General features: G+C 45.9%; 21 protein-coding genes, 4 tRNA genes, 2 rRNA genes and 2 pseudogenes. 26 read left to right on the top strand and 3 right to left on the bottom strand.

From position 1 onward, the window contains the following. Nucleotides 1–90: 90 nt before the first annotated feature. The 14 genes and pseudogenes from ABGV42_RS12875 to ABGV42_RS12810 all read left to right on the top strand — a co-directional run bounded on the left by ABGV42_RS12875 (nt 91) and on the right by ABGV42_RS12810 (nt 10,623). Nucleotides 91–3,018: ribosomal RNA gene (locus ABGV42_RS12875) — 23S ribosomal RNA — on the top strand. Between the two features lie 83 nt (nt 3,019–3,101). Beyond that, nucleotides 3,102–3,218 (top strand): 5S ribosomal RNA (rrf, locus tag ABGV42_RS12870). 90 nt (nt 3,219–3,308) lie between these two features. Further along, a tRNA-Glu gene (locus ABGV42_RS12865) sits at nt 3,309–3,380 on the top strand. A gap of 122 nt (nt 3,381–3,502) precedes the next feature. Continuing rightward, a tRNA-Val gene (locus ABGV42_RS12860) sits at nt 3,503–3,578 on the top strand. Between the two features lie 4 nt (nt 3,579–3,582). Further along, nucleotides 3,583–3,656: transfer RNA gene (locus ABGV42_RS12855), tRNA-Trp, on the top strand. Between the two features lie 9 nt (nt 3,657–3,665). Continuing rightward, nucleotides 3,666–3,738: transfer RNA gene (locus tag ABGV42_RS12850), tRNA-Lys, on the top strand. 412 nt (nt 3,739–4,150) lie between these two features. Continuing rightward, nucleotides 4,151–4,447: a hypothetical protein gene (locus ABGV42_RS12845; protein WP_347381986.1), complete on the top strand. Its 297-nt coding sequence runs from the start codon at nt 4,151–4,153 to the stop codon at nt 4,445–4,447. A 501-nt stretch (nt 4,448–4,948) separates the two neighbouring features. Further along, nucleotides 4,949–5,557 carry a transglutaminase-like domain-containing protein gene (locus tag ABGV42_RS12840; RefSeq protein ID WP_347381985.1) on the top strand — a complete coding sequence of 203 codons (609 nt, stop codon included), beginning with the start codon at nt 4,949–4,951 and terminating at the stop codon, nt 5,555–5,557. Nucleotides 5,558–5,907: 350 nt separating this feature from the next. Beyond that, nucleotides 5,908–6,066 carry a hypothetical protein gene (locus ABGV42_RS12835; protein WP_347381984.1) on the top strand — a complete coding sequence of 53 codons (159 nt, stop codon included), beginning with the start codon at nt 5,908–5,910 and terminating at the stop codon, nt 6,064–6,066. 109 nt (nt 6,067–6,175) lie between these two features. Then, nucleotides 6,176–6,955 (top strand): hypothetical protein, encoded by a 780-nt coding sequence (locus ABGV42_RS12830; protein ID WP_347381983.1) that lies wholly within the window; start codon nt 6,176–6,178, stop codon nt 6,953–6,955. A gap of 87 nt (nt 6,956–7,042) precedes the next feature. Then, nucleotides 7,043–7,744 (top strand): hypothetical protein, encoded by a 702-nt coding sequence (locus ABGV42_RS12825; RefSeq protein WP_347381982.1) that lies wholly within the window; start codon nt 7,043–7,045, stop codon nt 7,742–7,744. A gap of 461 nt (nt 7,745–8,205) precedes the next feature. Then, on the top strand, nt 8,206–8,775 hold the full coding sequence (locus ABGV42_RS12820; protein ID WP_347381981.1) for a GNAT family N-acetyltransferase: 570 nt from the start codon (nt 8,206–8,208) through the stop codon (nt 8,773–8,775). A 144-nt stretch (nt 8,776–8,919) separates the two neighbouring features. After that, nucleotides 8,920–9,696: pseudogene (locus ABGV42_RS12815) on the top strand (Cof-type HAD-IIB family hydrolase). Between the two features lie 264 nt (nt 9,697–9,960). Beyond that, nucleotides 9,961–10,623: an HAD family hydrolase gene (locus tag ABGV42_RS12810; RefSeq protein ID WP_347381980.1), complete on the top strand. Its 663-nt coding sequence runs from the start codon at nt 9,961–9,963 to the stop codon at nt 10,621–10,623. Between the two features lie 89 nt (nt 10,624–10,712). On the opposite strand, the gene ABGV42_RS12805 is transcribed toward ABGV42_RS12810, so the two are convergent. Continuing rightward, nucleotides 10,713–11,873, bottom strand: coding sequence for a glycosyltransferase family 4 protein (locus tag ABGV42_RS12805; protein ID WP_347381979.1), 1,161 nt, complete (start codon nt 11,871–11,873; stop codon nt 10,713–10,715). A gap of 226 nt (nt 11,874–12,099) precedes the next feature. On the opposite strand from ABGV42_RS12805, the gene ABGV42_RS12800 reads away from it, so the two are divergent. From ABGV42_RS12800 to ABGV42_RS12790, 3 genes are read left to right on the top strand one after another with little or no spacing between them, the layout of a single operon-like run. After that, complete coding sequence (locus ABGV42_RS12800) at nt 12,100–12,669, top strand: DMP19 family protein (RefSeq protein WP_347381978.1); 570 nt, start codon at nt 12,100–12,102, stop codon at nt 12,667–12,669. Between the two features lie 24 nt (nt 12,670–12,693). Continuing rightward, nucleotides 12,694–13,221: an AAA family ATPase gene (locus tag ABGV42_RS12795; protein WP_347381977.1), complete on the top strand. Its 528-nt coding sequence runs from the start codon at nt 12,694–12,696 to the stop codon at nt 13,219–13,221. A 27-nt stretch (nt 13,222–13,248) separates the two neighbouring features. Beyond that, nucleotides 13,249–13,539: a hypothetical protein gene (locus ABGV42_RS12790; protein WP_347381976.1), complete on the top strand. Its 291-nt coding sequence runs from the start codon at nt 13,249–13,251 to the stop codon at nt 13,537–13,539. A gap of 109 nt (nt 13,540–13,648) precedes the next feature. Here ABGV42_RS12790 and ABGV42_RS12785 read toward each other — a convergent pair whose 3' ends face one another. Both ABGV42_RS12785 and ABGV42_RS12780 read right to left on the bottom strand, forming a co-directional pair. Next, nucleotides 13,649–15,022 carry a hydroxysqualene dehydroxylase gene (locus ABGV42_RS12785; protein WP_347381975.1) on the bottom strand — a complete coding sequence of 458 codons (1,374 nt, stop codon included), beginning with the start codon at nt 15,020–15,022 and terminating at the stop codon, nt 13,649–13,651. Between the two features lie 172 nt (nt 15,023–15,194). Further along, complete coding sequence (locus tag ABGV42_RS12780) at nt 15,195–15,968, bottom strand: sporulation protein (RefSeq protein WP_347381974.1); 774 nt, start codon at nt 15,966–15,968, stop codon at nt 15,195–15,197. A 227-nt stretch (nt 15,969–16,195) separates the two neighbouring features. Between ABGV42_RS12780 and ABGV42_RS12775 the strand changes: the two genes are divergently transcribed. The 9 genes and pseudogenes from ABGV42_RS12775 (at nt 16,196) to ABGV42_RS12735 (ending at nt 21,511) form a co-directional block, all read left to right on the top strand. Then, nucleotides 16,196–16,453 (top strand): methyltransferase domain-containing protein, encoded by a 258-nt coding sequence (locus tag ABGV42_RS12775; protein ID WP_347381973.1) that lies wholly within the window; start codon nt 16,196–16,198, stop codon nt 16,451–16,453. 12 nt (nt 16,454–16,465) lie between these two features. Continuing rightward, a complete protein-coding gene (locus ABGV42_RS12770) occupies nt 16,466–16,900 on the top strand; it encodes a hypothetical protein (RefSeq protein WP_347381972.1) in 435 nt (144 codons plus the stop codon). Between the two features lie 11 nt (nt 16,901–16,911). Next, entirely contained in the window at nt 16,912–17,352 is a 441-nt protein-coding gene (locus ABGV42_RS12765) for a hypothetical protein (protein WP_347381971.1), read from the top strand. Between the two features lie 278 nt (nt 17,353–17,630). Beyond that, nucleotides 17,631–18,095, top strand: a pseudogene (locus tag ABGV42_RS12760) (GNAT family N-acetyltransferase); the annotation flags it as partial. An 87-nt stretch (nt 18,096–18,182) separates the two neighbouring features. Then, nucleotides 18,183–18,707: a YfiT family bacillithiol transferase gene (locus tag ABGV42_RS12755; protein ID WP_347383225.1), complete on the top strand. Its 525-nt coding sequence runs from the start codon at nt 18,183–18,185 to the stop codon at nt 18,705–18,707. Between the two features lie 18 nt (nt 18,708–18,725). Beyond that, nucleotides 18,726–19,205: an NUDIX domain-containing protein gene (locus ABGV42_RS12750; RefSeq protein WP_347381970.1), complete on the top strand. Its 480-nt coding sequence runs from the start codon at nt 18,726–18,728 to the stop codon at nt 19,203–19,205. Between the two features lie 20 nt (nt 19,206–19,225). Then, nucleotides 19,226–19,738, top strand: coding sequence for a GNAT family N-acetyltransferase (locus ABGV42_RS12745; RefSeq protein WP_347381969.1), 513 nt, complete (start codon nt 19,226–19,228; stop codon nt 19,736–19,738). Between the two features lie 292 nt (nt 19,739–20,030). Next, nucleotides 20,031–20,768, top strand: coding sequence for a class I SAM-dependent methyltransferase (locus ABGV42_RS12740; RefSeq protein WP_347381968.1), 738 nt, complete (start codon nt 20,031–20,033; stop codon nt 20,766–20,768). Between the two features lie 2 nt (nt 20,769–20,770). Next, complete coding sequence (locus tag ABGV42_RS12735; RefSeq protein ID WP_347381967.1) at nt 20,771–21,511, top strand: SDR family NAD(P)-dependent oxidoreductase; 741 nt, start codon at nt 20,771–20,773, stop codon at nt 21,509–21,511. The last annotated feature ends 178 nt before the right edge of the window (nt 21,512–21,689 follow it).

The following is a 21,689-nucleotide window of genomic DNA, read 5'->3' as shown; positions in this document are numbered from 1 at the left end:
AAAACTGCTTTGCGATGGTATCGAATGGGAGCGACTTTTGGCTTTGCGTAAGCAAAACAAGGGAAGTGAGCAGTCGAAACCGGAGCAACTGGTTAAGCTACTAAGAGCACACGGAGGATGCCTAGGCGCTAGGAGCCGATGAAGGACGTGGCGAACAACGAAACTGCCTCGGGGAGCTGTAAGCAAGCTTTGATCCGGGGGTGTCCGAATGGGGAAACCCAGCTGGGGTAATATCCAGTTACTCATAACTGAATACATAGGTTATGTAGAGGCATACCAGGGGAACTGAAACATCTAAGTACCTTGAGGAAGAGAAAACAATAGTGATTCCGTCAGTAGCGGCGAGCGAACGCGGAACAGCCCAAACCAGAGAGCTTGCTCTCTGGGGTTGTGGGACGTCTCACATGGAGTTACAAAGGAACCGGTTAAACGAAGAGGTCTGGAAAGGCCCGCCAAAGAAGGTAAAAGCCCTGTAATTGAAAGTCTGTTCCCTCCGAGACGGATCCCGAGTAGTGCGGGGCACGTGAAACCCCGTATGAATCCGGCAGGACCATCTGCCAAGGCTAAATACTTCCTAGCGACCGATAGTGAAGCAGTACCGTGAGGGAAAGGTGAAAAGCACCCCGGAAGGGGAGTGAAATAGAACCTGAAACCGTGTGCTTACAAGAAGTCAGAGCCCGTTTTAGGGGTGATGGCGTGCCTTTTGTAGAATGAACCGGCGAGTTACGTTCCCGTGCAAGGTTAAGGTGAAGAGCCGGAGCCGCAGCGAAAGCGAGTCTGAATAGGGCGAGTTAGTACGTGGACGTAGACCCGAAACCGGGTGATCTACCCCTGTCCAGGGTGAAGGTGCGGTAACACGCACTGGAGGCCCGAACCCACGCACGTTGAAAAGTGCGGGGATGAGGTGGGGGTAGCGGAGAAATTCCAATCGAACTCGGAGATAGCTGGTTCTCCCCGAAATAGCTTTAGGGCTAGCCTCGGAAAACAGAGTCGTGGAGGTAGAGCACTGATTGGGTGCGGGGCCCGCAAGGGTTACCAAGCTCAGTCAAACTCCGAATGCCATAGACTTACTTCCGGGAGTCAGACAGTGAGTGCTAAGATCCATTGTCAAAAGGGAAACAGCCCAGACCATCAGCTAAGGTCCCCAAGTGTGTGTTAAGTGGGAAAGGATGTGGAGTTGCACAGACAACCAGGATGTTGGCTTAGAAGCAGCCACCATTGAAAGAGTGCGTAATAGCTCACTGGTCGAGTGACTCTGCGCCGAAAATGTAACGGGGCTAAACACACCACCGAAGCTATGGCTTGATGCTTTGCATCAGGGGTAGGGGAGCGTTGTATAAGGGTTGAAGGTGTACCGTAAGGAGCGCTGGACATTATACAAGTGAGAATGCCGGTATGAGTAACGAAAAGATCAGTGAGAATCTGATCCGCCGAAAGCCTAAGGGTTCCTGAGGAAGGCTCGTCCGCTCAGGGTAAGTCGGGACCTAAGGCGAGGCCGAAAGGCGTAGTCGAAGGACAACAGGTCGAAATTCCTGTACCACCGTAAATCGTTACGAGCGATGGGGGGACGCAGTAGGGTAGTGACGCAGACTGATGGATGTCTGTCCAAGCAGTAAGGCTGGTTAGTAGGCAAATCCGCTAACCGTAAGGCTGAGCTGTGATGGGGAGTGAAAATTACAGTAGCGAAGGTCATGATCTCACACTGCCAAGAAAAGCCTCTAGCCAGATGAAGGTGCCCGTACCGCAAACCGACACAGGTAGGCGAGAAGAGAATTCTAAGGCGCGCGGAAGAACTCTCGTTAAGGAACTCGGCAAAATGACCCCGTAACTTCGGGAGAAGGGGTGCCCCGGTAGTGTGAATAGCACGAGGGGGCCGCAGTGAAAAGGCCCAAGCGACTGTTTAGCAAAAACACAGGTCTGTGCGAAGCCGTAAGGCGAAGTATACGGGCTGACGCCTGCCCGGTGCTGGAAGGTTAAGGGGAGCGGTTAGGGAGTAATCCCGAAGCTGTGAACCGAAGCCCCAGTAAACGGCGGCCGTAACTATAACGGTCCTAAGGTAGCGAAATTCCTTGTCAGGTAAATTCTGACCCGCACGAATGGCGTAACGACTTGGGCGCTGTCTCAACGAGAGATCCGGTGAAATTTTAATACCTGTGAAGATGCAGGTTACCCGCGACAAGACGGAAAGACCCCATGGAGCTTTACTGCAGCTTGATATTGAATTTGGGTACGATCTGTACAGGATAGGTGGGAGCCTTTGAAGCGTGAGCGCCAGCTTGCGTGGAGGCACCGTTGGGATACCACCCTGATCGTATCTAGGTTCTAACCTGGTACCGTAAACCGGTGCGGGGACAGTGTCAGGTGGGCAGTTTGACTGGGGCGGTCGCCTCCTAAAGAGTAACGGAGGCGCCCAAAGGTTCCCTCAGAATGGTTGGAAATCATTCGAAGAGTGCAAAGGCATAAGGGAGCTTGACTGCGAGACCTACAAGTCGAGCAGGGACGAAAGTCGGGCTTAGTGATCCGGTGGTACCGCATGGAAGGGCCATCGCTCAACGGATAAAAGCTACCCTGGGGATAACAGGCTTATCTCCCCCAAGAGTCCACATCGACGGGGAGGTTTGGCACCTCGATGTCGGCTCATCGCATCCTGGGGCTGAAGTAGGTCCCAAGGGTTGGGCTGTTCGCCCATTAAAGCGGTACGCGAGCTGGGTTCAGAACGTCGTGAGACAGTTCGGTCCCTATCTGTCGTGGGCGTAGGAAATTTGAGAGGAGCTGTCCTTAGTACGAGAGGACCGGGATGGACGTACCGCTGGTGTACCAGTTGTTCCGCCAGGAGCACCGCTGGGTAGCTATGTACGGACGGGATAAGCGCTGAAAGCATCTAAGCGTGAAGCCCCCCTCAAGATGAGATTTCCCAGTATGTAAGACCCCTTGAAGACGACGAGGTAGATAGGCTGGGGGTGGAAGTGCAGTAATGCATGGAGCTGACCAGTACTAATCGGTCGAGGGCTTATCCAAATTACAGGTTCTAGTCGCACATTTCGTTTCGGATCTAGTTTTCAGAGAATAATCTCTGAACGCATTTGTTCCACAAATGCTCGTTTGGTGGCGATAGCGGAGGGGTTCCACACGTACCCATCCCGAACACGACCGTTAAGCCCTCTAGCGCCGATGGTACTTGGACCGAAGGGTCCTGGGAGAGTAGGACGCTGCCAAGCGAAACCCCCAATGGGGTATTTTTTTTGGCTCATATGAGCCAAAAGCTCAGTTGGTAGATTTTACAGCTTCTTGTTTTTGAGAGCTATTAAGGCCCGTTGGTCAAGGGGTTAAGACACCTCCCTTTCACGGAGGTAACAGGGGTTCGAATCCCCTACGGGTCATTTTTACTTATTAAAGCAATAAGGGAAAGAGAATCCCAAAGGTTCGTCGGAGGATAATCATCGTTAGCAACTGCTACGCAGTCTCGAACGAAGTGAGAGTATCCCCTACGGGTCATAGATATGGAGGCTTAGCTCAGCTGGGAGAGCATCTGCCTTACAAGCAGAGGGTCGGGGGTTCGAGCCCCTCAGCCTCCACCATTTTAGGGGCATAGTTTAAAGGTAGAACAACGGTCTCCAAAACCGTTGGTGTGGGTTCAATTCCTGCTGCCCCTGCCATTTTATTGTGAGCCATTAGCTCAGTTGGTAGAGCACCTGACTTTTAATCAGGGTGTCGAAGGTTCGAGCCCTTCATGGCTCATTGTTATATATGTGTGTTGCGAAGATGACTGCCGTAATTAAGCAGGTGCCAAGCTTCTCTGATTGGTATCTGTTGAATAAAAAACCCTTGAGGCATACTCAAGGGTTTTTTCGTGTTTATTTATGTGTATAATAAATGATTTTGAACTATCTTTTATATATTTTTTAAACGATTGCCTTTGCTAAGATTGAATAACACCTTTACTTCACAAAGCATGGGATACTTTATAAGTATCGATCATGTGAGCAGGAGTTGTGCCAGAATGATTGGCTGACGTCTATTCAACTACTTATATTAACGGTATACATAGGACCATGACAACAGGCCGTGAGTTGTATACGAAACTCCCAAATAAGAAGTTAGGTACAATGAATGCAAGCAAGCGTAAAAAATAATAGGAAAGAGGCTCGTGATGATAATTACTAAAGCAGAACAAAATGATAAACATATTCTCAGACATTTAATGACTTTATATCTTCATGATTTATCCGAATTTAATAGTGACTTAGAGATTAATCAAAGAAATGGCCTATTTGAATTTGATGTATTAGATTGGTTCTTTGAAAAGGAAGGATTGACCCCGTTCTTTATCCGCATGGATGACGATAAAACCAAAGGTTTCATTTCACTTCAAAGTGGTCCATTCTCTAATCCAGAATTTGCTGATTATGTTTTGAATTCATTTTTTTATAATGAAGAAGTATCGTAGACAGGGTTTAGGAAGAGCGGCATGTAAAGTGTTTTTCGAACAACTTCCTGGCAGGTATGCTATTAGTCAAATCAAAACGAATACTCCTGCCATTCAAATTTGGAAGAACATATATAAATCATTAAATATAGAATATTACGAAAAGGAAGAGCAAGAGGATGGACATGAGGTAATATATCAATATTTTCAAGTCTGACAAGGACGGGGTCAGGGAAAAACATACTTCCTTGGGAAGTCCCTAATTTAACGGCTTTTTTTGTTGATCGGTACAAGTTATGGTCCAATTGCCGATTATATAAGCATTAAACTACAATTCACTGCTTTCTAGTTCATTAAGCTAACGAGCAGGATAGCAATACAAAAGAATTAGAGAATTATTATTCTTTACTATGAATAATTATACTATTAAACTAATTGAAGAATAGCTTTTTTCATTTTTAAAAGTCAGATGCCCTTAGCCTATTTTAAGAGATGATTAATTACATTTGAAAGGTTGATGAAATGAATCTAATCTGTGAAACACAAGTCGTTACAGATTATTTGAACATGACAGCCGAGGTCGATTATGATCACCCGCTGATTGTTGGACTTGCTTCGGAATTAGCAGCATCATCAAAAGACCAAGTAGATTTTATTAAACAGTCATATGTATATGTCAGAGATCAAATTTCCCATTCTTGGGATATCAAGAGTTCGAGGATCACATGTTCCGCTTCAGAAACATTAATTTATAAAGAAGGTATTTGCTATGCCAAAGCAAACCTTCTATGTGCCATATTACGAAGAGAGGGAATACCAACTGGCTTCTGTTATCAACGACTTACGATCGGGGATACGCCAGACACGGGCTATTGTATCCATGCACTTAATGCTGTTTATATTCAACAATTAGATTCATGGATTCGTTTGGATGCACGAGGGAACAAGCCTGGAATTCAAGCAGAGTTTTCATTGGAAGTAGAAAAACTTGCTTTTATGATCCGAAAAGAGTACGACGAAACGGAGTATATGACCATATTCAAGTCCCCAAATGCTAAGACTATCGAGGCTTTGAAAACGAATACAGACTGCATCAATATGTATCTGTATGGACTGCCTGAACATCTGTGATCTATGCATCACGAGGGAACGTTAGTGTTAGTTCGCTATGCATTGGACGGTTGCCGTCGGGTATGCACTGTTCCATTTTTCGTTTAGATGTCGGGCGATTAGGTACGGTTAAGAACCAAGATTGGTGTTGGTGATGTGTTAAAGCATAAGTGCTATAAATCTCCCTTCTACTATTTTTAAAGGGGAGATTCTTTGTTTTGTCAGAACCTGCAGCTGATAAGGTGTTACTCAATCATTTACTCGAAAGTAAGAGCAGGAAAAATATGCTAGAATAGGAATGGTAATTAAAAAATAATGCCTGTAGCTTAGATGTTTTACAAAATTAGCAGGCTGAGCAGGAGGAATAATTTATGATGGTCGCTTCCGCATTTTCATTCTTTGCTATCATATTTAACTTGGTGTTATACGGATTGGGTGTATACGCTCTTATCCTGTTTATAAAACTTGCTCAACGTGGAATTCACGCACTTGATATCTTCTTGAGTGAGAAACGCGGGGAACGCTTCTGATTCTCTCAAAATCCAATCAACCACAGGATTATCATTTTTCTCTCAGTGTTTTATTTTTAACGCTTTAGTATGATTAACATATCAATGAAGTAAAGAGAGGGTTAATGACATGGTGGATACTTTTTTAGAGCAAATCAATGAGTTGAACGAACTTCAAAAAGATTTGGTCAGCATACATCCTTTATTTGCAGAGCATTATCCTGTGGTTGTCGCATTTGAGTCCCTATTATATATATATGATTATTCCGCAGAGAAAGGGCAATATGAATGGGTGAAAACCGTTCCGGATGATCTTAATATCCCTGACGAGTGCTTGGCAGCAATGCCAGTGCCTCATATGGACGAACGAATGTGTGCAATTGTGACGGACTCAGCCTTCCAAAATTTTGAGCAGAAAGTGTATCTATTTCACGAGTATGTTCATTGTTATGTCTATGAGAATTATCAAGAGATCGGGTATCGTCTACAAATTAAACATAGGATGGAGAAGATCAGACGCGTTACATGGGAGCTGGATTACGAATTCCCTTATGAGGATGAGAATGTGGTCCAGCGGATCAATTCGCTGTTGTCTGCCTTAAAGAGCGGAGATTTAGCCCAGGTACAGGCAGCAAGAAAAGCGTTGTTCAGCTCCTTAACGGAAGAACAAGGGGAGTACTGGAACTGGCTGGAGTGGAACGAAGGCTATGCGCGATATATCGAGAATCGGGTACGAGAAAAATTTGGGTTGGAACTGAATCATGTGGGTGGTTCAGCACCGTATAATCGTCTGGTTTTCTATGAGTGCGGATCGGAGTACATCAGTCTGTTGGTTCGTGAACAGCCGGCTCTTCATACGGATTTGGAGCGGTTGTTTAATACCATTTTGGTGGAACGAGTGCAGGGATGATCCTGCTGTTCCTCGGCTAAATGCTGTTAAGTAACGGTTCTAATCGCTTCTAAGAGCATCAGACTTTGATGTAAAGGAGAATATTCGATGCCACTGCCTATGGTTCACTTACATGTAGCTGTGCTCTTTGCTGATGCTAGTCCAGAACGTGTTGAACGAGGTTCGTTCTATCTTGGGAATATCGCACCGGATTCCATTCATATGCGTGAAGGTACAACGAGGGAGGACAAGGAATATACCCACTTCAATCCTAAGGGTGATGAAAATTATGTCACACGCTTAGAAGAGGTTTACTCCACCTACATTCAACAACGTCCAGATGAAGGATGGAAGTGGTTTATACGCGGCTATTTCATGCATGTCATGACGGATTTTTACTGGTTTCGGAGTCTGTATCCTGAATTCGTGGAACGAGTCACCAGCAGGGATGAACACCAGGGTGTGAAGCGAACCAAGGATGAACTTGGCCGTTTGTATTACCAGGAGACGGATCAGATTGATTTTAACCTATACCATCATGCTAGTTGGCGTGGGGACGTATGGCATAAGCTTAAGAACACGCCGAGTTATGATGTGGCGAGTCGTTTAACCGCAGAAGAGATTCTGCGCTGGCGGGATCGTACAGTTTCTTTTTTCAACGAGCAGGCCAATGAGCCCGGAATCGTGCCGACGTACATGACTGATGAAATGGTACAAGCGTTTGTGACAGATACGGTGAACCGGTTGATCGTTTTATTCCAATCTTGGGACCCTGAGTTGCAGCATCTGAATGTGAACATGGGAAGCTAGGGAGGTGTCTACGGATGAAAAGGGCGAGGATTCTTTTATGTTTATTCACAATTTTCCTTGCAAGCTGCACTCAAGCCAATACTTCTGGTTCAGATGAAAGTCTCCCTTCGCTCATTACTTTGACCTGCAACCCGGATTTCACATATGAGCCATGCCAAGATATTCAGTTCGATGAGGATGCCGAAGTTCGTGCGATCATGGATGCGATAGAAAACGTGGAACTTATCCTCGGAAATCTTAATTATGCAGCCCAATACAAGATGAGCATAACGAACGGATCGTTCCGTGACCAAATATGATTTTTCAATAGGAACTGATCCTGAAATGAATGCTTTGTTGGTAGACGGGGTCGACACCACCACGGGATATAGCATATCGCTAGAGGATTCAAATCAACTAAGATCATTAATTAAGAGAAGTACAAATTAATCAGACATCACGAAATGGAGAGACCATTATATATGGATCAACCGACGATCATTCAACCCTTAAATTCAACAGATGTGGAGGGTGCCTACCTGGTGTTTGAGCGTTCCATTACGGAGGCGTTTAATCAAGAGGGACTGAGTCCGCTTCAGGATGATATTAAGGATGAAATTGAACACAAAAAGTTGCTGCTTCAATCAACATTGCTTCCGAACAAGTCTAGTGAGTCTAATGATACCGGGTCTTTTTTTCTGCTTGCTAAACGGGGAAACAGCGTAGTTGGGACAATTTCATATGCGCCCTGCGGTGAGGAAATCCGAATCCTGAGTGAAAATCAACTGAATCATATCGGAGAATTGGGTAGCTTATACATCCTGCCGGAAGTTCAAGAGCAGGGAATTGGTTCGATGCTCATTCAGGCGCTCGCAACTGAACTTCAGAAGCGAGGGATTAAGCAATTTTGCCTGGATAGCGGCTACCGGACAGCGCAGAAGAAATGGCAGCGAAAGTTTGGTGAACCCTACACCGTGGCACGCAACTATTGGGGCGAGGGAACAGACCATATGGTCTGGTTATGTGATGTGGAGGATTTTGCAGCAAATTAGAAGCCCTAAGAGATGACAGGCTGATTGCTCAGGGGTCATCTCTTTTACTAAGTAGAACATTTAATATGATTTATTTTGCTGAGAATTGTCATCTTCAGTAGACAGTAGATTCATCCCAACTGCACCTCAGAGGAGGGAAAACGATTGATTAGAATTGTATTCTTCGATGTAGATGGTACATTGTTGAGCGAAACGGATCGTAGTTTATCATCGGCCACGGAGGATTCCATTCGCGAATTGATACGTAAAGGCATTTGAGTGGTGCTTGTCACAGGCAGGCCCTACAGTTTGTGTGAAGAATTCATTGATTTAGGGATCGATATCATTATCTCAGCCAATGGGGCATTGATCAAAATCGGAAATGAAGTTATACATAAGTCCGTGCTATCTAGACAGACGGTCCAGGAATTTAGTGAATTTGCCGAATTGAACGATCACAGCATTTCATATTTTACAGAGTTGTTTGCAATGAATGGCTTACGTGCTACTGATATTCGCGTCTTAGACGCTTTACGGGAAACCCTCGGGGTAACGGATTCTCCGCTGAAAATGGATTCTTTGGAGCAGGAAGTGGTTTGCATTTGCTTATATGCGGATGAGCCAGAGACAGAGAAATTTCAATCCAGATTTCCTTCATTACGCTTTGTAAGATTTCATCCATATGTGTCCAATGTGCTGGAAGAAAACGAAATATCCAAATCTTTAGCTGCTGCCAGAGTACTTGACTATCTCCATCTGACCAGAGAGGAAGCCATGGCCTTCGGTGATGGAGAGAATGATATCGATCTGCTAGCGTATGTGGGCCTCGGTATCGCAATGGGAAACGGAGGAGAACGGCTTAAACAAAGCGCAGATTACGTTACGCTATGTGCTAGTGAGGAAGGGGTCACCCATGCATTGAAGAAGTCCAAGTTGATATGAGCAATATGGATTTATTGTAAATCATATCCTTAATTTGGATTTCGATATAAAATGGTTGATAGAGGTGAGGGCAGATCATAGAATTGATCAGTTTCGTGTGTATCTTAATGATGACAATCACATTACTCAGTATCGAAGTAAAAACCAAAAAAATAATGCAGGAGCAAGCCAGAATGAATCAAAAGCTGGAGCAATTTTTGGAGAAAGACTCCTCACGGGGTACAGATTAACGAAATCTTAGGCAAGGATAGGGGGGCAGATACCATGGAACAGATTAAAGCGGTTATTTTTGATTTGGACAATACCATTTTGAACAGGACGCGAACTTTCGAGGGATTTACCCAAAGCCTGATGAAGACCTATTTCAGCCATCTGGAGACCACTGACGATATCGCTCAACGAATTATTGAACTGGATCAGGATGGCTATAAGGATAAGCCGCTTCTATTCAATGAATTGCTGCAGGAGCTGCCTTGGTCCGTGAACCCGCCGCATGCTGAGCTTATGGAGTTCTATGGCAAGGAATATGTAAGAAGCGCAGTGCTGATGGAAGAGGCGCGGGAAGTGGTGCAGCAACTCCGAAGCAAATACCAAACGGGATTAATCACGAATGGAAAAACAGAAATACAGTATGGCAAAATCGATCAGCTCGGAATTCGGGATGATTTTGACCTGATTATTGTGTCAGAGGAGGCTGGGGTGAAAAAGCCCGATCCGCGGATATTTCGACTAGCGCTTGAGCATTTCAGTCTATCTCCAGAACAGTGCATTTACATTGGAGATCATCCCATGAACGATGTTGAGGGAGCTGCAAAAGTAGGCATGAACACCATTTGGATGAAAGTCAATCAGCCTTGGCAGGATAGCATCACGTCCCGTCCTTTGCATTCCATTACACATCTTCGTGAATTGCTGCCTTTGCTTTAGGGGAGGGAAAGTTGTAAAGAGTGAGGATATTTTGGCTGCATCCCCACTCTTTTTTAGCATTACCTCACTCAACTCATGCCCTGTCGGAATCAGGCTGTTATGATTCGGGACTTCGAGCGTCTGTTGCGGTTCTCAATGGCTTCTTCATAGTCCCTGATCAATCCGTCAAAAATATGTTCCCAGGACCGCTGGAGAGCCAGCTTCCTGCCTTCCAGACCCATCCTTCGAAGCTGATCCACGTGACTGCCCCAGAGACATATCTCACGAATCAAGGCCTCAGGATTGCCCGGCTCAAACAAAACGCCACTGCGATGATGTGCCACCAGATCCTTCACACCTCCAGCATTCGCAGCAAGAACAGGCAGTCCAGAAGCCATCGCTTCCAGCACGACATTTCCAAATGTCTCTGTGCAGGAGGGAAACACAAACCAGTCCGACGAAGCATACATATCGGCAAGCTCTTCACCATGCACATACCCGGTAAAGGTCACATTCGGCGGACATTGCGAACGCATTTTGGGAAGCAGAGGTCCGTCTCCAACAATGAGCCAGTGTACACGGGATTGCATGACTTCGGGCAGGTGCAGCATGGCAGAAGTGAGTGTAACCATATCTTTTTCTGGGGCAATTCGTCCAACGTAGAGTAAAATAAGAGGGGCCGTTATATTATAGCGAGCACGAATCGCATCTCTTCTTTTATCTGGTGTATACAGATCACAATCTATTCCGCGTGACCAGAGCTTAAGACGCTGAATACCTTGCAAGTGCAGTGTGTTTAGTGTCTCCAGGGACGGTGTCAAGGTAGCATCAGAGGATCGGTGAAACCATTTGATATACTTCCAATAGAGAGGGATCATGCTTTTTAATCTGTAATATTCGAGGTAGCGATCGAAGTGGGTATGGTAGGAGATCACATGTGGCAGATGTTGCTTGAGTGCATACTTGAGTCCGAGAAGACCCATATTGAATGGTGTGGCGATGTGCAGGAGATCAGGCTCAAATTCTTTCAGTTGTTGATGGATGGAGGCCCGGTTAGGTAAGGCGATCCGGCATTCCGGATACAGAAAAAAGGGGATATTGGCGACCGCTCGTACCGATGCGGAGTGGCTGCCATCGATGACAGACTTCGGAGTAAACAGTAGATGTTCGATGCCTCTGCGGTTCATGTGGTTACTCAAGCGGTGCAGCGTACCTGCAACACCATTGGTTTCGGGAATGTAGGTGTCGGTAAACAAGGCCAGGCGCATCATAACCCCTCCCATGACTCTTGATGTCAAGATCATAACAACGGATCGTTTTCCGAGGGTCAAATGAAGGTTAACTTCAAGACGTTCTATGTAAATTTGAAGATAGCCTGTCCAGGGGAATCGTGAATGTGTTCAATTGAAATAGGTAATTCTGCTATGATATAAAAGTTCAAGCGACTGAAAGGTTGTTTTGACCGCAAATGGGTCTAGTGTATATAGGAGGAAATCGATGAATAGCTTACAGGAAGAATTACAACAATTACTACCTTTGGATCAACTTGAAGCCATGTCAGGTGAAGAAGTGGTGGGGAGTGTGGCCATGGATCTATACCGTGCGGAGTTTACGACCATTCGTGAATGTGGACCTGAACTTCCGCAGGTTCTGCGTGACGTGATTCTAATCATTGATCTGGATACCGAGATATCCATGAACGGCATGACCGGATTTTTGGAAAATGCAAGCGGACGATTTCTGCAGGAAACCATAACAGCGATGCAGCGAATCGGGAACGAGGCTGATGCCGAAATACTGAAGAGTATACAACAGGAGTTATCCGGGAGTGGCGTAACTTCCGAGCAACTGAGGGAGAATGTAAATGCCTTGTCTGAGCACGACGTAACAACGTCGCTGAAGACACATGGGCCGCACATTCATGAAGTCTTGCAGCGGGTAGAATTGCAAGCTGGAAGCTTGAGCATGCAGGAAGATAATGAAGAAGTTTTCGATCTTCTGTATCAATATGTGGATAATAACAAAGACAACATAAAACAGGGAATCGAGCACATCTTGATGAATTAAATTCAGTTCACGGGGAGAGCTGCCATGATTGTGATGATTAACGGGGCGTTTGGATCAGGGAAAACATCGGCTGCGCATAAGCTGCAATCACTCATGCCGGACAGTATGATCTTCGATCCGGAAGAGGTCGGTTATATGCTGAGAAACGTGATTGTGGACGATGTGAAGTTGGAACAGGAGAAAACGGACGATTTTCAGGATATGGAGCTGTGGAAAGTCCTTACGGTGCATGTCGCCCGTGAAATCAAGCAGAAATATGGAAAACACCTGATCGTGCCAATGACAATCTACAAATCCGAACAATTCGAGTACATACATCGTGGCCTGCAGGAGATCGATTCTGAGCTGTTCCACTTCACGCTGACGACTTCAATGGACACATTACATGAGAGATTGCTGAAACGCGGGGATACGCCCGGTGGGTGGACATTTAGACAAGGAGAGAAGTGTGCCGAAGCTTTTCATGGATCTCGGTTTGAGGAATATGTGATGACGGACGGCTTAACGACAGATGATGTGGTGAATCACATATCAACCCGACTGATGAACTGAACATAGCGTATATAAGGGGGCCAACTGATGAGTTTCAATAAACGTTTGTGCGTTGAATCATTACTGGTTACACTGTTCATAACTTTGGGTATAATCGGATGGACGGTAGCTCGAGGAATGTGGATGACAGCGACTTACGTACCTGATATATCACAGAGCTATTCATCTGTTGCTAACTTGCAATCCCACGTTGCATTTGGAGCTGTCGTTCGATGGGATGCTGGCTTGATTCTTCTCTATGCTGCTGGCTTTATCCTGTTTGCAGCCGCTTATTATGGAATTCGGACAGGCTTCAGGCGGTGGAAGCAACATTCCTAGAAGCCCACGTTACCTCATATTTTCTATACACCAAGGGCAGCCCGGCTCGTCAGGATGACGGCGAAGGCTGTCCATTTTGGTTTTGTATCATTTAGAAGGCTACTGATCACTATTGAGTCGCTTCCTCAAGAATGCCTGCTGCGGCCTTCTGCCCAGATAACACGGCACCTTCCATCGTGGTAAACATCGGCTGTTTGGTGTAATCACCAGCAAGATAAAGCCCACGGATCGGAGTCACCTGTTCGGGACGCTTCCGTTCATTGCCTGGCGCAATTCGATAAAAGTTTTCATTCCCTCGGACAATGCGATACTCGGTTACGGATGAAACCCCTTCATGAAGTCCGATGGCAGCAAGGCCTTTCCGAGCCCGATGCCAGACTTCCTCATCTGGCAGATCAATCAGCTCATCCGGGTTTACCATAATGATGGAAGCTCTGCCAGGTCGTCCACGAAACGTTGTGCGGGATTGTTCTCCGAACGAACCAACATCGGTACCTGGTCCAAACGTTGTCCGGTCTTCGGGAAGAAGTGGAAGTGCCGATTCGAATTGTACCGTAACATGCGGCATCGCATCCAGGGTCAGGAAAGGTTGGAACCATTCATGCTCACTGAAATGCTCCTCAAGCAATTGTTGGGAACGACGGATATTGGCGGCGACAACGACACGACTAGCTTTGATTCGTTCGCCATCTTTTAATTCCACACCTTCCAGACCATTCGCTCCAACTACCAATCGGGTTACAGGAGCGTTGGTGCGAATCCGTCCTCCTTTTTGCTCGATTGCAGCTGCCAGAGGGGCGCACATTACATCAGTCATGCCCCCGGTGAACGCACCAATCCGCATTTTATGAATTCGGGGAATGCCCGGAAGAAAGAGGCCGAAGAAGGCGTATGCGGAATATTGCTCAAGAGGCATGAAGAAAATGCCGGAAGATAACGGTTCAACGATGCGTTCCAGAGCCTGCTCATTGACCCCGTGCTGCTTCGCAAAATCAAGCAGCGATATCTCATCCAGTTCCTCAGGCCGGGAGACACAGTCCTTGAACCCCGCAGCCAGAAACGGAACAAGGGAAGCCTTATCGCTAGGCGTAATAAAATCATTGTTGCCAAGTACGCCTGATAATGTTTTAAGTGGAGCATGGATAATGTCCAGTCCAAATTCGCCATACTCTTCTGCATCAGGATGGCGGACTTGCATGGTTGTCTCCCATGCCAGCATCTCATCCAGATCTATGCCTGCCCGTTCAAGTAATTTTGGCAATTCTTTATAATATCCAATGAATTTATGAAATCCGGATTCCACTTCCATCCCGCGCTCTTTCCAATTGCCTGTACGTCCTCCAACATATGGGGCTGCTTCGAGAATCAGTACGGGCTTTCCCTGGTCCACAAGTTCAAAGGCACAGCTTAAACCAGCCAGGCCAGCGCCAATGATAATCGTTTGGTCTTCGTTCTTTTCCTGATTTTCAGGTTGTGCACTCAATGGAATTCGCCTCCTCTGCTTTTATTTTATATACCCATTATTTCCAGCAGGCAAGCTGGCTAAGAGATCCCGTAAGAGGCTATTTAGTCATCAAATCAACAAATGCAAGAAAAACAGCCCTCTGACCGCATGAAATGCAGCCAGAGAGCTGTTGATATTACAAGAATAAAATTTATAGATGCTTGGAAATGACTTCTTCAAGACCTTGGGCTACGGAATGAGCTCCCCGCTCCAAATGTCTATCATACAGATGCAGACGCACGAAGCTTTCATCCGTGCCCATCGCTTCCGCGAAAATGCCACCGAGTCCGCGAGCTCTCCGGTCGATCTGCAGCAGCAATTCCATGGAATCCCCCATCGGATAGAACAGCACTTCAAGTTCATCCAGGTATCCACGGAACTTGTTTGTTGGCACAAACTCAAACTCCTGTACAAAGGGCAGATTGCCGCCAAGTTTTGGAGCATAATCATTGGTCACTTCCCGCAGCCGGAAACCAAGGATATCGATGGCATCCAGCACGGTACGCATATTCTGAGTGGGCACGACGCGAAGTCTATCGCGATCGGAAGGGTCAACGGCACTTGAGATGTCGAGGCCCGTCTCTACCCAAACCTCCGCGCTATGGAGCGTGATTGGGAGATTTTCTGGCAGGTCAAACGAGAACTTCTTCTCAAGCTTCGTCCCAGGTTGAAGTGTAAATCCTTCGGTCAGCAAATATTTGGCGACCACGGCTGTTTCCTTTACTTTGCGATCATCACGTTCCCTTATGTAATACGTGTTGATGGTCAGATAGATCCGGTCCACGTTTTGTTCCACATCTCCAGCTTGAATATAGACGGTTCCCGAAAGGACTCCTCCTGGCTCGACCTCTGGTGTATCGAGTTCCGTGTTGACCTTAGCTGCTCCAACACCTACACTGGCTAACATTTTCTTAAAAAAAGACATCCGTTCAACCTCCAGATCATAATGGTTTATACATGGAAAATAATTCGACTTCGACCTTAATACGGAATCGATGAGATAGTCGTTTCAAATTTGTTGTAAATGGTTGTGGAGAACGAACAAAGCACTTGCTTAGTCAAAAAAATAAGATAGTAAAAAGACAGGAGAAATGAACTCCAGTTGTCGAATATTGTTTAATTAGGGATTTCCTTCTGGAAGGAGATGTAACGATGGGAATGGATTGGTACGATATGATCGCCCTGCGAAACGGAGGATATAAGGGGAGATCTACATATACCTGGGAAGGTCAATCGGCGGAGGACATTTTTGAAGAACGGTTGATCCGGTTGTTCTCTCAGCATCAATCCGTGCTCGATGCGGGCTGTGGTGATGGTAATTTTACACTGAGAATGTCTGCACATACCCGTCATATTACGGGTTTTGATAACTCTAAGGAGCTGCTGCATATCGCACAGACTGCGCTTTAAGCATCAAGCGAAGTGAACAATGTTGAGTTTGTGTACGCCACCACGAAGACTGACGTCCCTTTTGAAAACGAACAGTTTGATCTGATCTATGACCGAAGAGGGCCTACTTCCATCATTGAACATGGAAGAATACTGCGTAATGGTGGGATCATCTTCGGGATACATACAGACATCAGCAAGGTGAAGGAACGATTACTGCGTAACCGATATGAGCAGATCGAGATGGAGGAGTTCAACGAGGCGTTCATGATTTTCCCGAATGAAAAGGAATTTGCGCTCTTTCTGTCCGATGTTCCAGGCAATCTGGATTACACACTGCCCGAGTATCGCGAACAATTGCAAGTGAAAATCCAGGAGCATCAAATGCACGGAAGAATTGCTGTGCGTGAGCATAAATATATTTGGAAGGCCGTAAAACTCATCAATAACAACAATTTATCGGTTTGAGGTGCAACGACATGAATCGAAAAAACACTACGGAACTGCTTCTTGGGGACGATGTTAGGGCATTTTATGAGCAGATGGACAATCGAGAATGTAAATATAAGATGTTAGCAGATGACGGGAGCTATTATTGTAGAACGGTTGCCTCTCCCGAAGGAGCTTGGCAGAATAGCCATCTTCACTTGCATGTGACAGAGCATTATCTCGTTCAATCCGGCTGGATTGCTTACGCATCATATGAAGGCCAATCCATTTTACATCTTCGGATTGTTACAGAAGGACAGCACATTGTTGTTCAACCGGGGGTTCATCACAATCTGTACATGTCTGCGGGCAGTGTAATACATACCATCAAATACGGGATGAACACCGGTAGTGATTGGACGGCATCTCCCGAATTGGATCGGTTGACGCAGCCCTTAACGGAGTATCAAATTTTGCATCAATATAGCTAAATGATCAGGGAGATGGACCATTGCGAAAACAAGCTCGTTCATCAAGCATTGCAGGATAAGGGGATTAACACGAGTAACGAAAATGGAAATTTCACAGGATTTTCCATCCCTGATGAAGCAGGTACTTACAGGATGCGCTTCACGATCTCCCCTTTGAGTGAAGGTGTTCCTTCGGTAAGGGATCCAAGGATTTATTATGTGCATCAAGAGAAGGTATTCGGAAAAAATCTCCATTGGGTCAAGGGAGAGCACATGGTGATGATTAAGGAGAATGCGGAATGAAGCCAATATACCGATCCAATGAGATTACCGTACGATTGTTGGAAAAAGCAGACGAGGCTCAGCTGGTTCAATGGCTGTCTGACCCGGCAGTACTGCAATACTACGAGGGCCGTGATCAGCCGCATGATCTTGAGCGGGTAAGAGAGCATTTTTATAATCAGGATGATGCCACGAGTCGTTGCCTGGTTGAGGTTGGAGATAAGCCTATAGGCTATATTCAATTCTATGAACTTGAAGAAGATGAACGGATTGAATATGGCTATGGAGAGACGAATGAGATAATCTATGGAACAGACCAATTCATTGGTGATATTGAGTACTGGAATAAAGGTATGGGCACAAAACTTGTGCAATCTATGGTAGCCTATTTAAGAGATGAGAAGCAGGCCCAGAAAGTGGTCATGGATCCTCAGACTTGGAATGTCCGTGCCATCGCTTGCTATGAGAAATCCGGTTTCAGAAAGATCAAGCTGTTGAAGCAACATGAACTGCACGAAGGTCAAATGAGAGACTGCTGGTTGATGGAATATGACAAGGAGGAATGGATAATGGATTTGCGGTATCCGATAGGCACATTCGAACATACCGGCGAAATTACAGCAGCACAGAGGGAGCAGTGGATTCAGGACATTGCCGAGCTTCCAGAACGTGCGAGAGAAGCTGTAGAAGGATTAAGCGAAGAGCAATTAAGTCTGCCCTACCGGGAAGGTGGGTGGATGCTCAAGCAGGTTATACACCATATGGCAGACAGTCACATGAACAGCATGATCCGTTTCAAATTGGCTCTCACCGAGGATACACCAACGATAAGACCTTATTATGAAGAGCGTTGGGCAGAGCTAAACGATTCAAGGGATTTGGATATTGAGTTCTCCCTGCAAATACTGGATGCACTGCATCGGCGCTGGGTTGCACTGCTGCAAACATTATCCGATGAGGATTACGCTAAACAATTCTACCATCCGGGTCCGCAGGAAACGACAAGACTGGATTACAACCTGGGGGTTTACTCCTGGCATGGCAGACACCATGTTGCTCATGTAACTTCGCTCAGAAACCGGCTGGGGATCTAACAGAGAGGTGTAGCTATTGTGACAGAGCCGAAATGGTTTTATTTGAATGAAATGGAGCAGCCTGAACGAGGAATTGCATTCGTGATTATGGTTACACAGTTTCAGGATAAATACGTCATCGTTTACAACAATAAACGCAAAGGCTGGGAGTTTCCCGGGGGCACTTGTGAACCCGGCGAAACTCCGCTGAACGCTGCAGGCAGGGAACTCTACGAAGAGACAGGAGCAATAAGGTTCAATCTTGAGCCTTTTGGTATCTACAAAATGAATGGGAACCTCGGTATGGTTTATTATGCCGCTGTTGACGAGTTCAGCCTCATGTCTGTAGAGCTTCCGAATCATGAAATTGGAGGGCTGAAATTGGTGGATGCCTTGCCTTCTGGCATGAGCTTTGGAGAAATGTTCTATTCTTTTTTGGATCAATGGACAGCGTACCCCTCTAAGGGAACGACCCGGCATGATATAGATTTAACCGGTGCATTACTAAAATCTAAATGATGTTGTAAGGGAGAAACAAGATGAACATACATATCCGAACGTTGAATGTGAATGATCCAGCCTTCATCTCTCGGGCATTTCAGGAACAAGGCTGGGTCAAACCTGTAGAACAGTACCTTCGCTATCTGGTAGAACAGGAAGAGGGTAAACGCGTCACATTGGTAGCTGAGCTGGATGGAACATTTGCGGGATACGTCAACGTCCTATGGAGCTCAGACTATCCATCGTTCAAAGAGGAGGGGATTCCGGAAATTAATGATTTCAATGTGTTAATCCAATATCAGCGTCAAGGCATAGGTTCACGATTAATGGACCGCGCGGAGGAATTGATTCAAGAACGCACGGATACTGCAGGGATTGGGGTAGGATTATTCACCGATTATGGCAAAGCCCAGATCCTGTATGCACGCCGTGGATATATTCCGGATGGCAAGGGGATTCACAAGCATGATCGCTACCTTATGCCAGGGGATGAAACCATAATAGATGATGACGTCGTACTTTATTTAACGAAGAAATTGAGGTCTGTTTAAAAATTCGTACATTTTAAAATGGCAGAAGAAACAGGGCTTAAGCAGGGGTTAATCTTCTGCGCTGGTTCTGTTTTTTTTAGTATATTAACGCGGCTTTACCTAAGGAAATTTACAAGAAAAATAGAGATGTATTGGACAAAAATGGTATAATGGAGTGTGGGGTTTTGAAGCAATATGACCAGTTAAAAGGGCTATATAACATGAGGTTTGCATGGATAACTAACGAAGAGTTTCATACATAAGAGAAAACAGGCAGAAGCATTTTCGGAGAAACTTGAGGAGGGGTGTTGCGTTGGAGAAGACGATTAAACATGTACAGGATCTGTATAACATGCTGGATGCAGAGTTTAGATCAGCGAAGCAATTCTGGGAGCCATTTTATGAAGATCGGAATCGTCCTATTCCCTTTTTTCCTAACAAGCCCGATGAGAATCTGGTCGATCAAGTGAACTCAGGTTTACTGACTGGAGGAAAAGCGATGGAGCTTGGCTGCGGGCCGGGCCGGAATGCGCTTTATCTAACAAAAGCAGGGTATAGCGTGGATGCGTACGACCTTTCGGAAACAGCCATTGCATGGGCCAAGGAACGAGCTGCCGAAGTGCAGCTGGATGTGAATTTTGAGTGCCGATCCGTATTTGAACTTGAACCGCAGCAAGCGTATGACCTCGTATATGATTCCGGCTGTCTGCACCACTTGCTGCCACACCAGCGTATCCCCTACATTGAGATGATTACGGATGCACTTAAGCCTGGGGGGTATTTCGGAATGACATGTTTTGCTCCGGGTTTTGGCGGGTTGGGCGGACCTGAGAGCGTGATGAGTGACTGGGAAGTATATCAAGAGAGATCCATGAAAGGCGGAATGGTTTTTACGGAAGAGAAGCTTCGTTATTTGCTGGAAGGTCCGTTTGAATGTGTGGAGCTGCGTCCGATGCAGGCGATGGGTAAGGAAGATCCCTGTTTCGGTCTGTCGATCCTGTGGGTGACGCTATGGAGAAAACCACTGTCTGAAGAAAAAAAGGGGGAATAAACATGGGGCACAGAAGCTTTATTGTTACTGGTACCTCTAAAGGAATTGGCCTGCAATTGGCTCAGTTGTTACTGGAACAGGGAGACCGGGTCTATGGGATTTCACGGGGGACTGATGAGTTTCTGCATGGACATGACCTGTATAAGCACTTTCAATATGATCTGAGTGATCTGATGGGCATAGAGTCATTGGTCACAAGAATACTGGAGATGGTTCCATTGCAGGAAACCGAGTTCATAGGACTTATTAATAATGCAGCAATGCTGGAACCCCTGAAGCCGATAGATCAGTGCAGCATAGAAGAGATAAGCAAGAATTTGAATATTAGTTTGGGAGCCCCGATGATATTGAGTTCATCCTTTATTCGGCAAACCAAACATCTGTCTGCACGGCGGAAAATTGTGAATCTGACCTCGGGTTCGGGTAGTTATCCAGCACCTTCCATGGCTGCATACTGTACTTCAAAAGCTGGAATAAACATGTTTTCGGCGTGTGTGGCGATGGAACAGTCCGAGAGGACAAACCCTGTTGAGGTCATGGCATTTGATCCTGGGATGGTAGATACGGAACTGCAGGCCGTGGCAAGAGGCAAGTGTACCGATGAATTTGCGCTCTCGGGTCTATTTAATCAAGTGTATGAAGCAGGGCAATTAAGATCGCCGCGGGAGGTAGCCAAGCAGCTCATTGAACGCATCGAAGAGAGTAGTGATGCAAACAAGGTGATACACTCCTTGGAGAGCTAACATCATAGAGTAGGTTTTTTTGATTTTAATGCTCTATGTGTATATCCCTTTTGATATAACTTTAACTACCCTGTAAACTGACAACATAATGCAAGAGTGGACATTGCCATTTCAAAGTTAGTAATTCGTTTTCGATAAGCAGCGGAAGTAATGGAGGGGACGAAGTCAATTCTAAAGA

This window comes from Paenibacillus pabuli, from assembly GCF_039831995.1.
GTDB classification, from domain to species: Bacteria; Bacillota; Bacilli; order Paenibacillales; family Paenibacillaceae; genus Paenibacillus; species Paenibacillus pabuli_C.
This window is presented reverse-complemented; position numbering and strand designations above follow the sequence as displayed.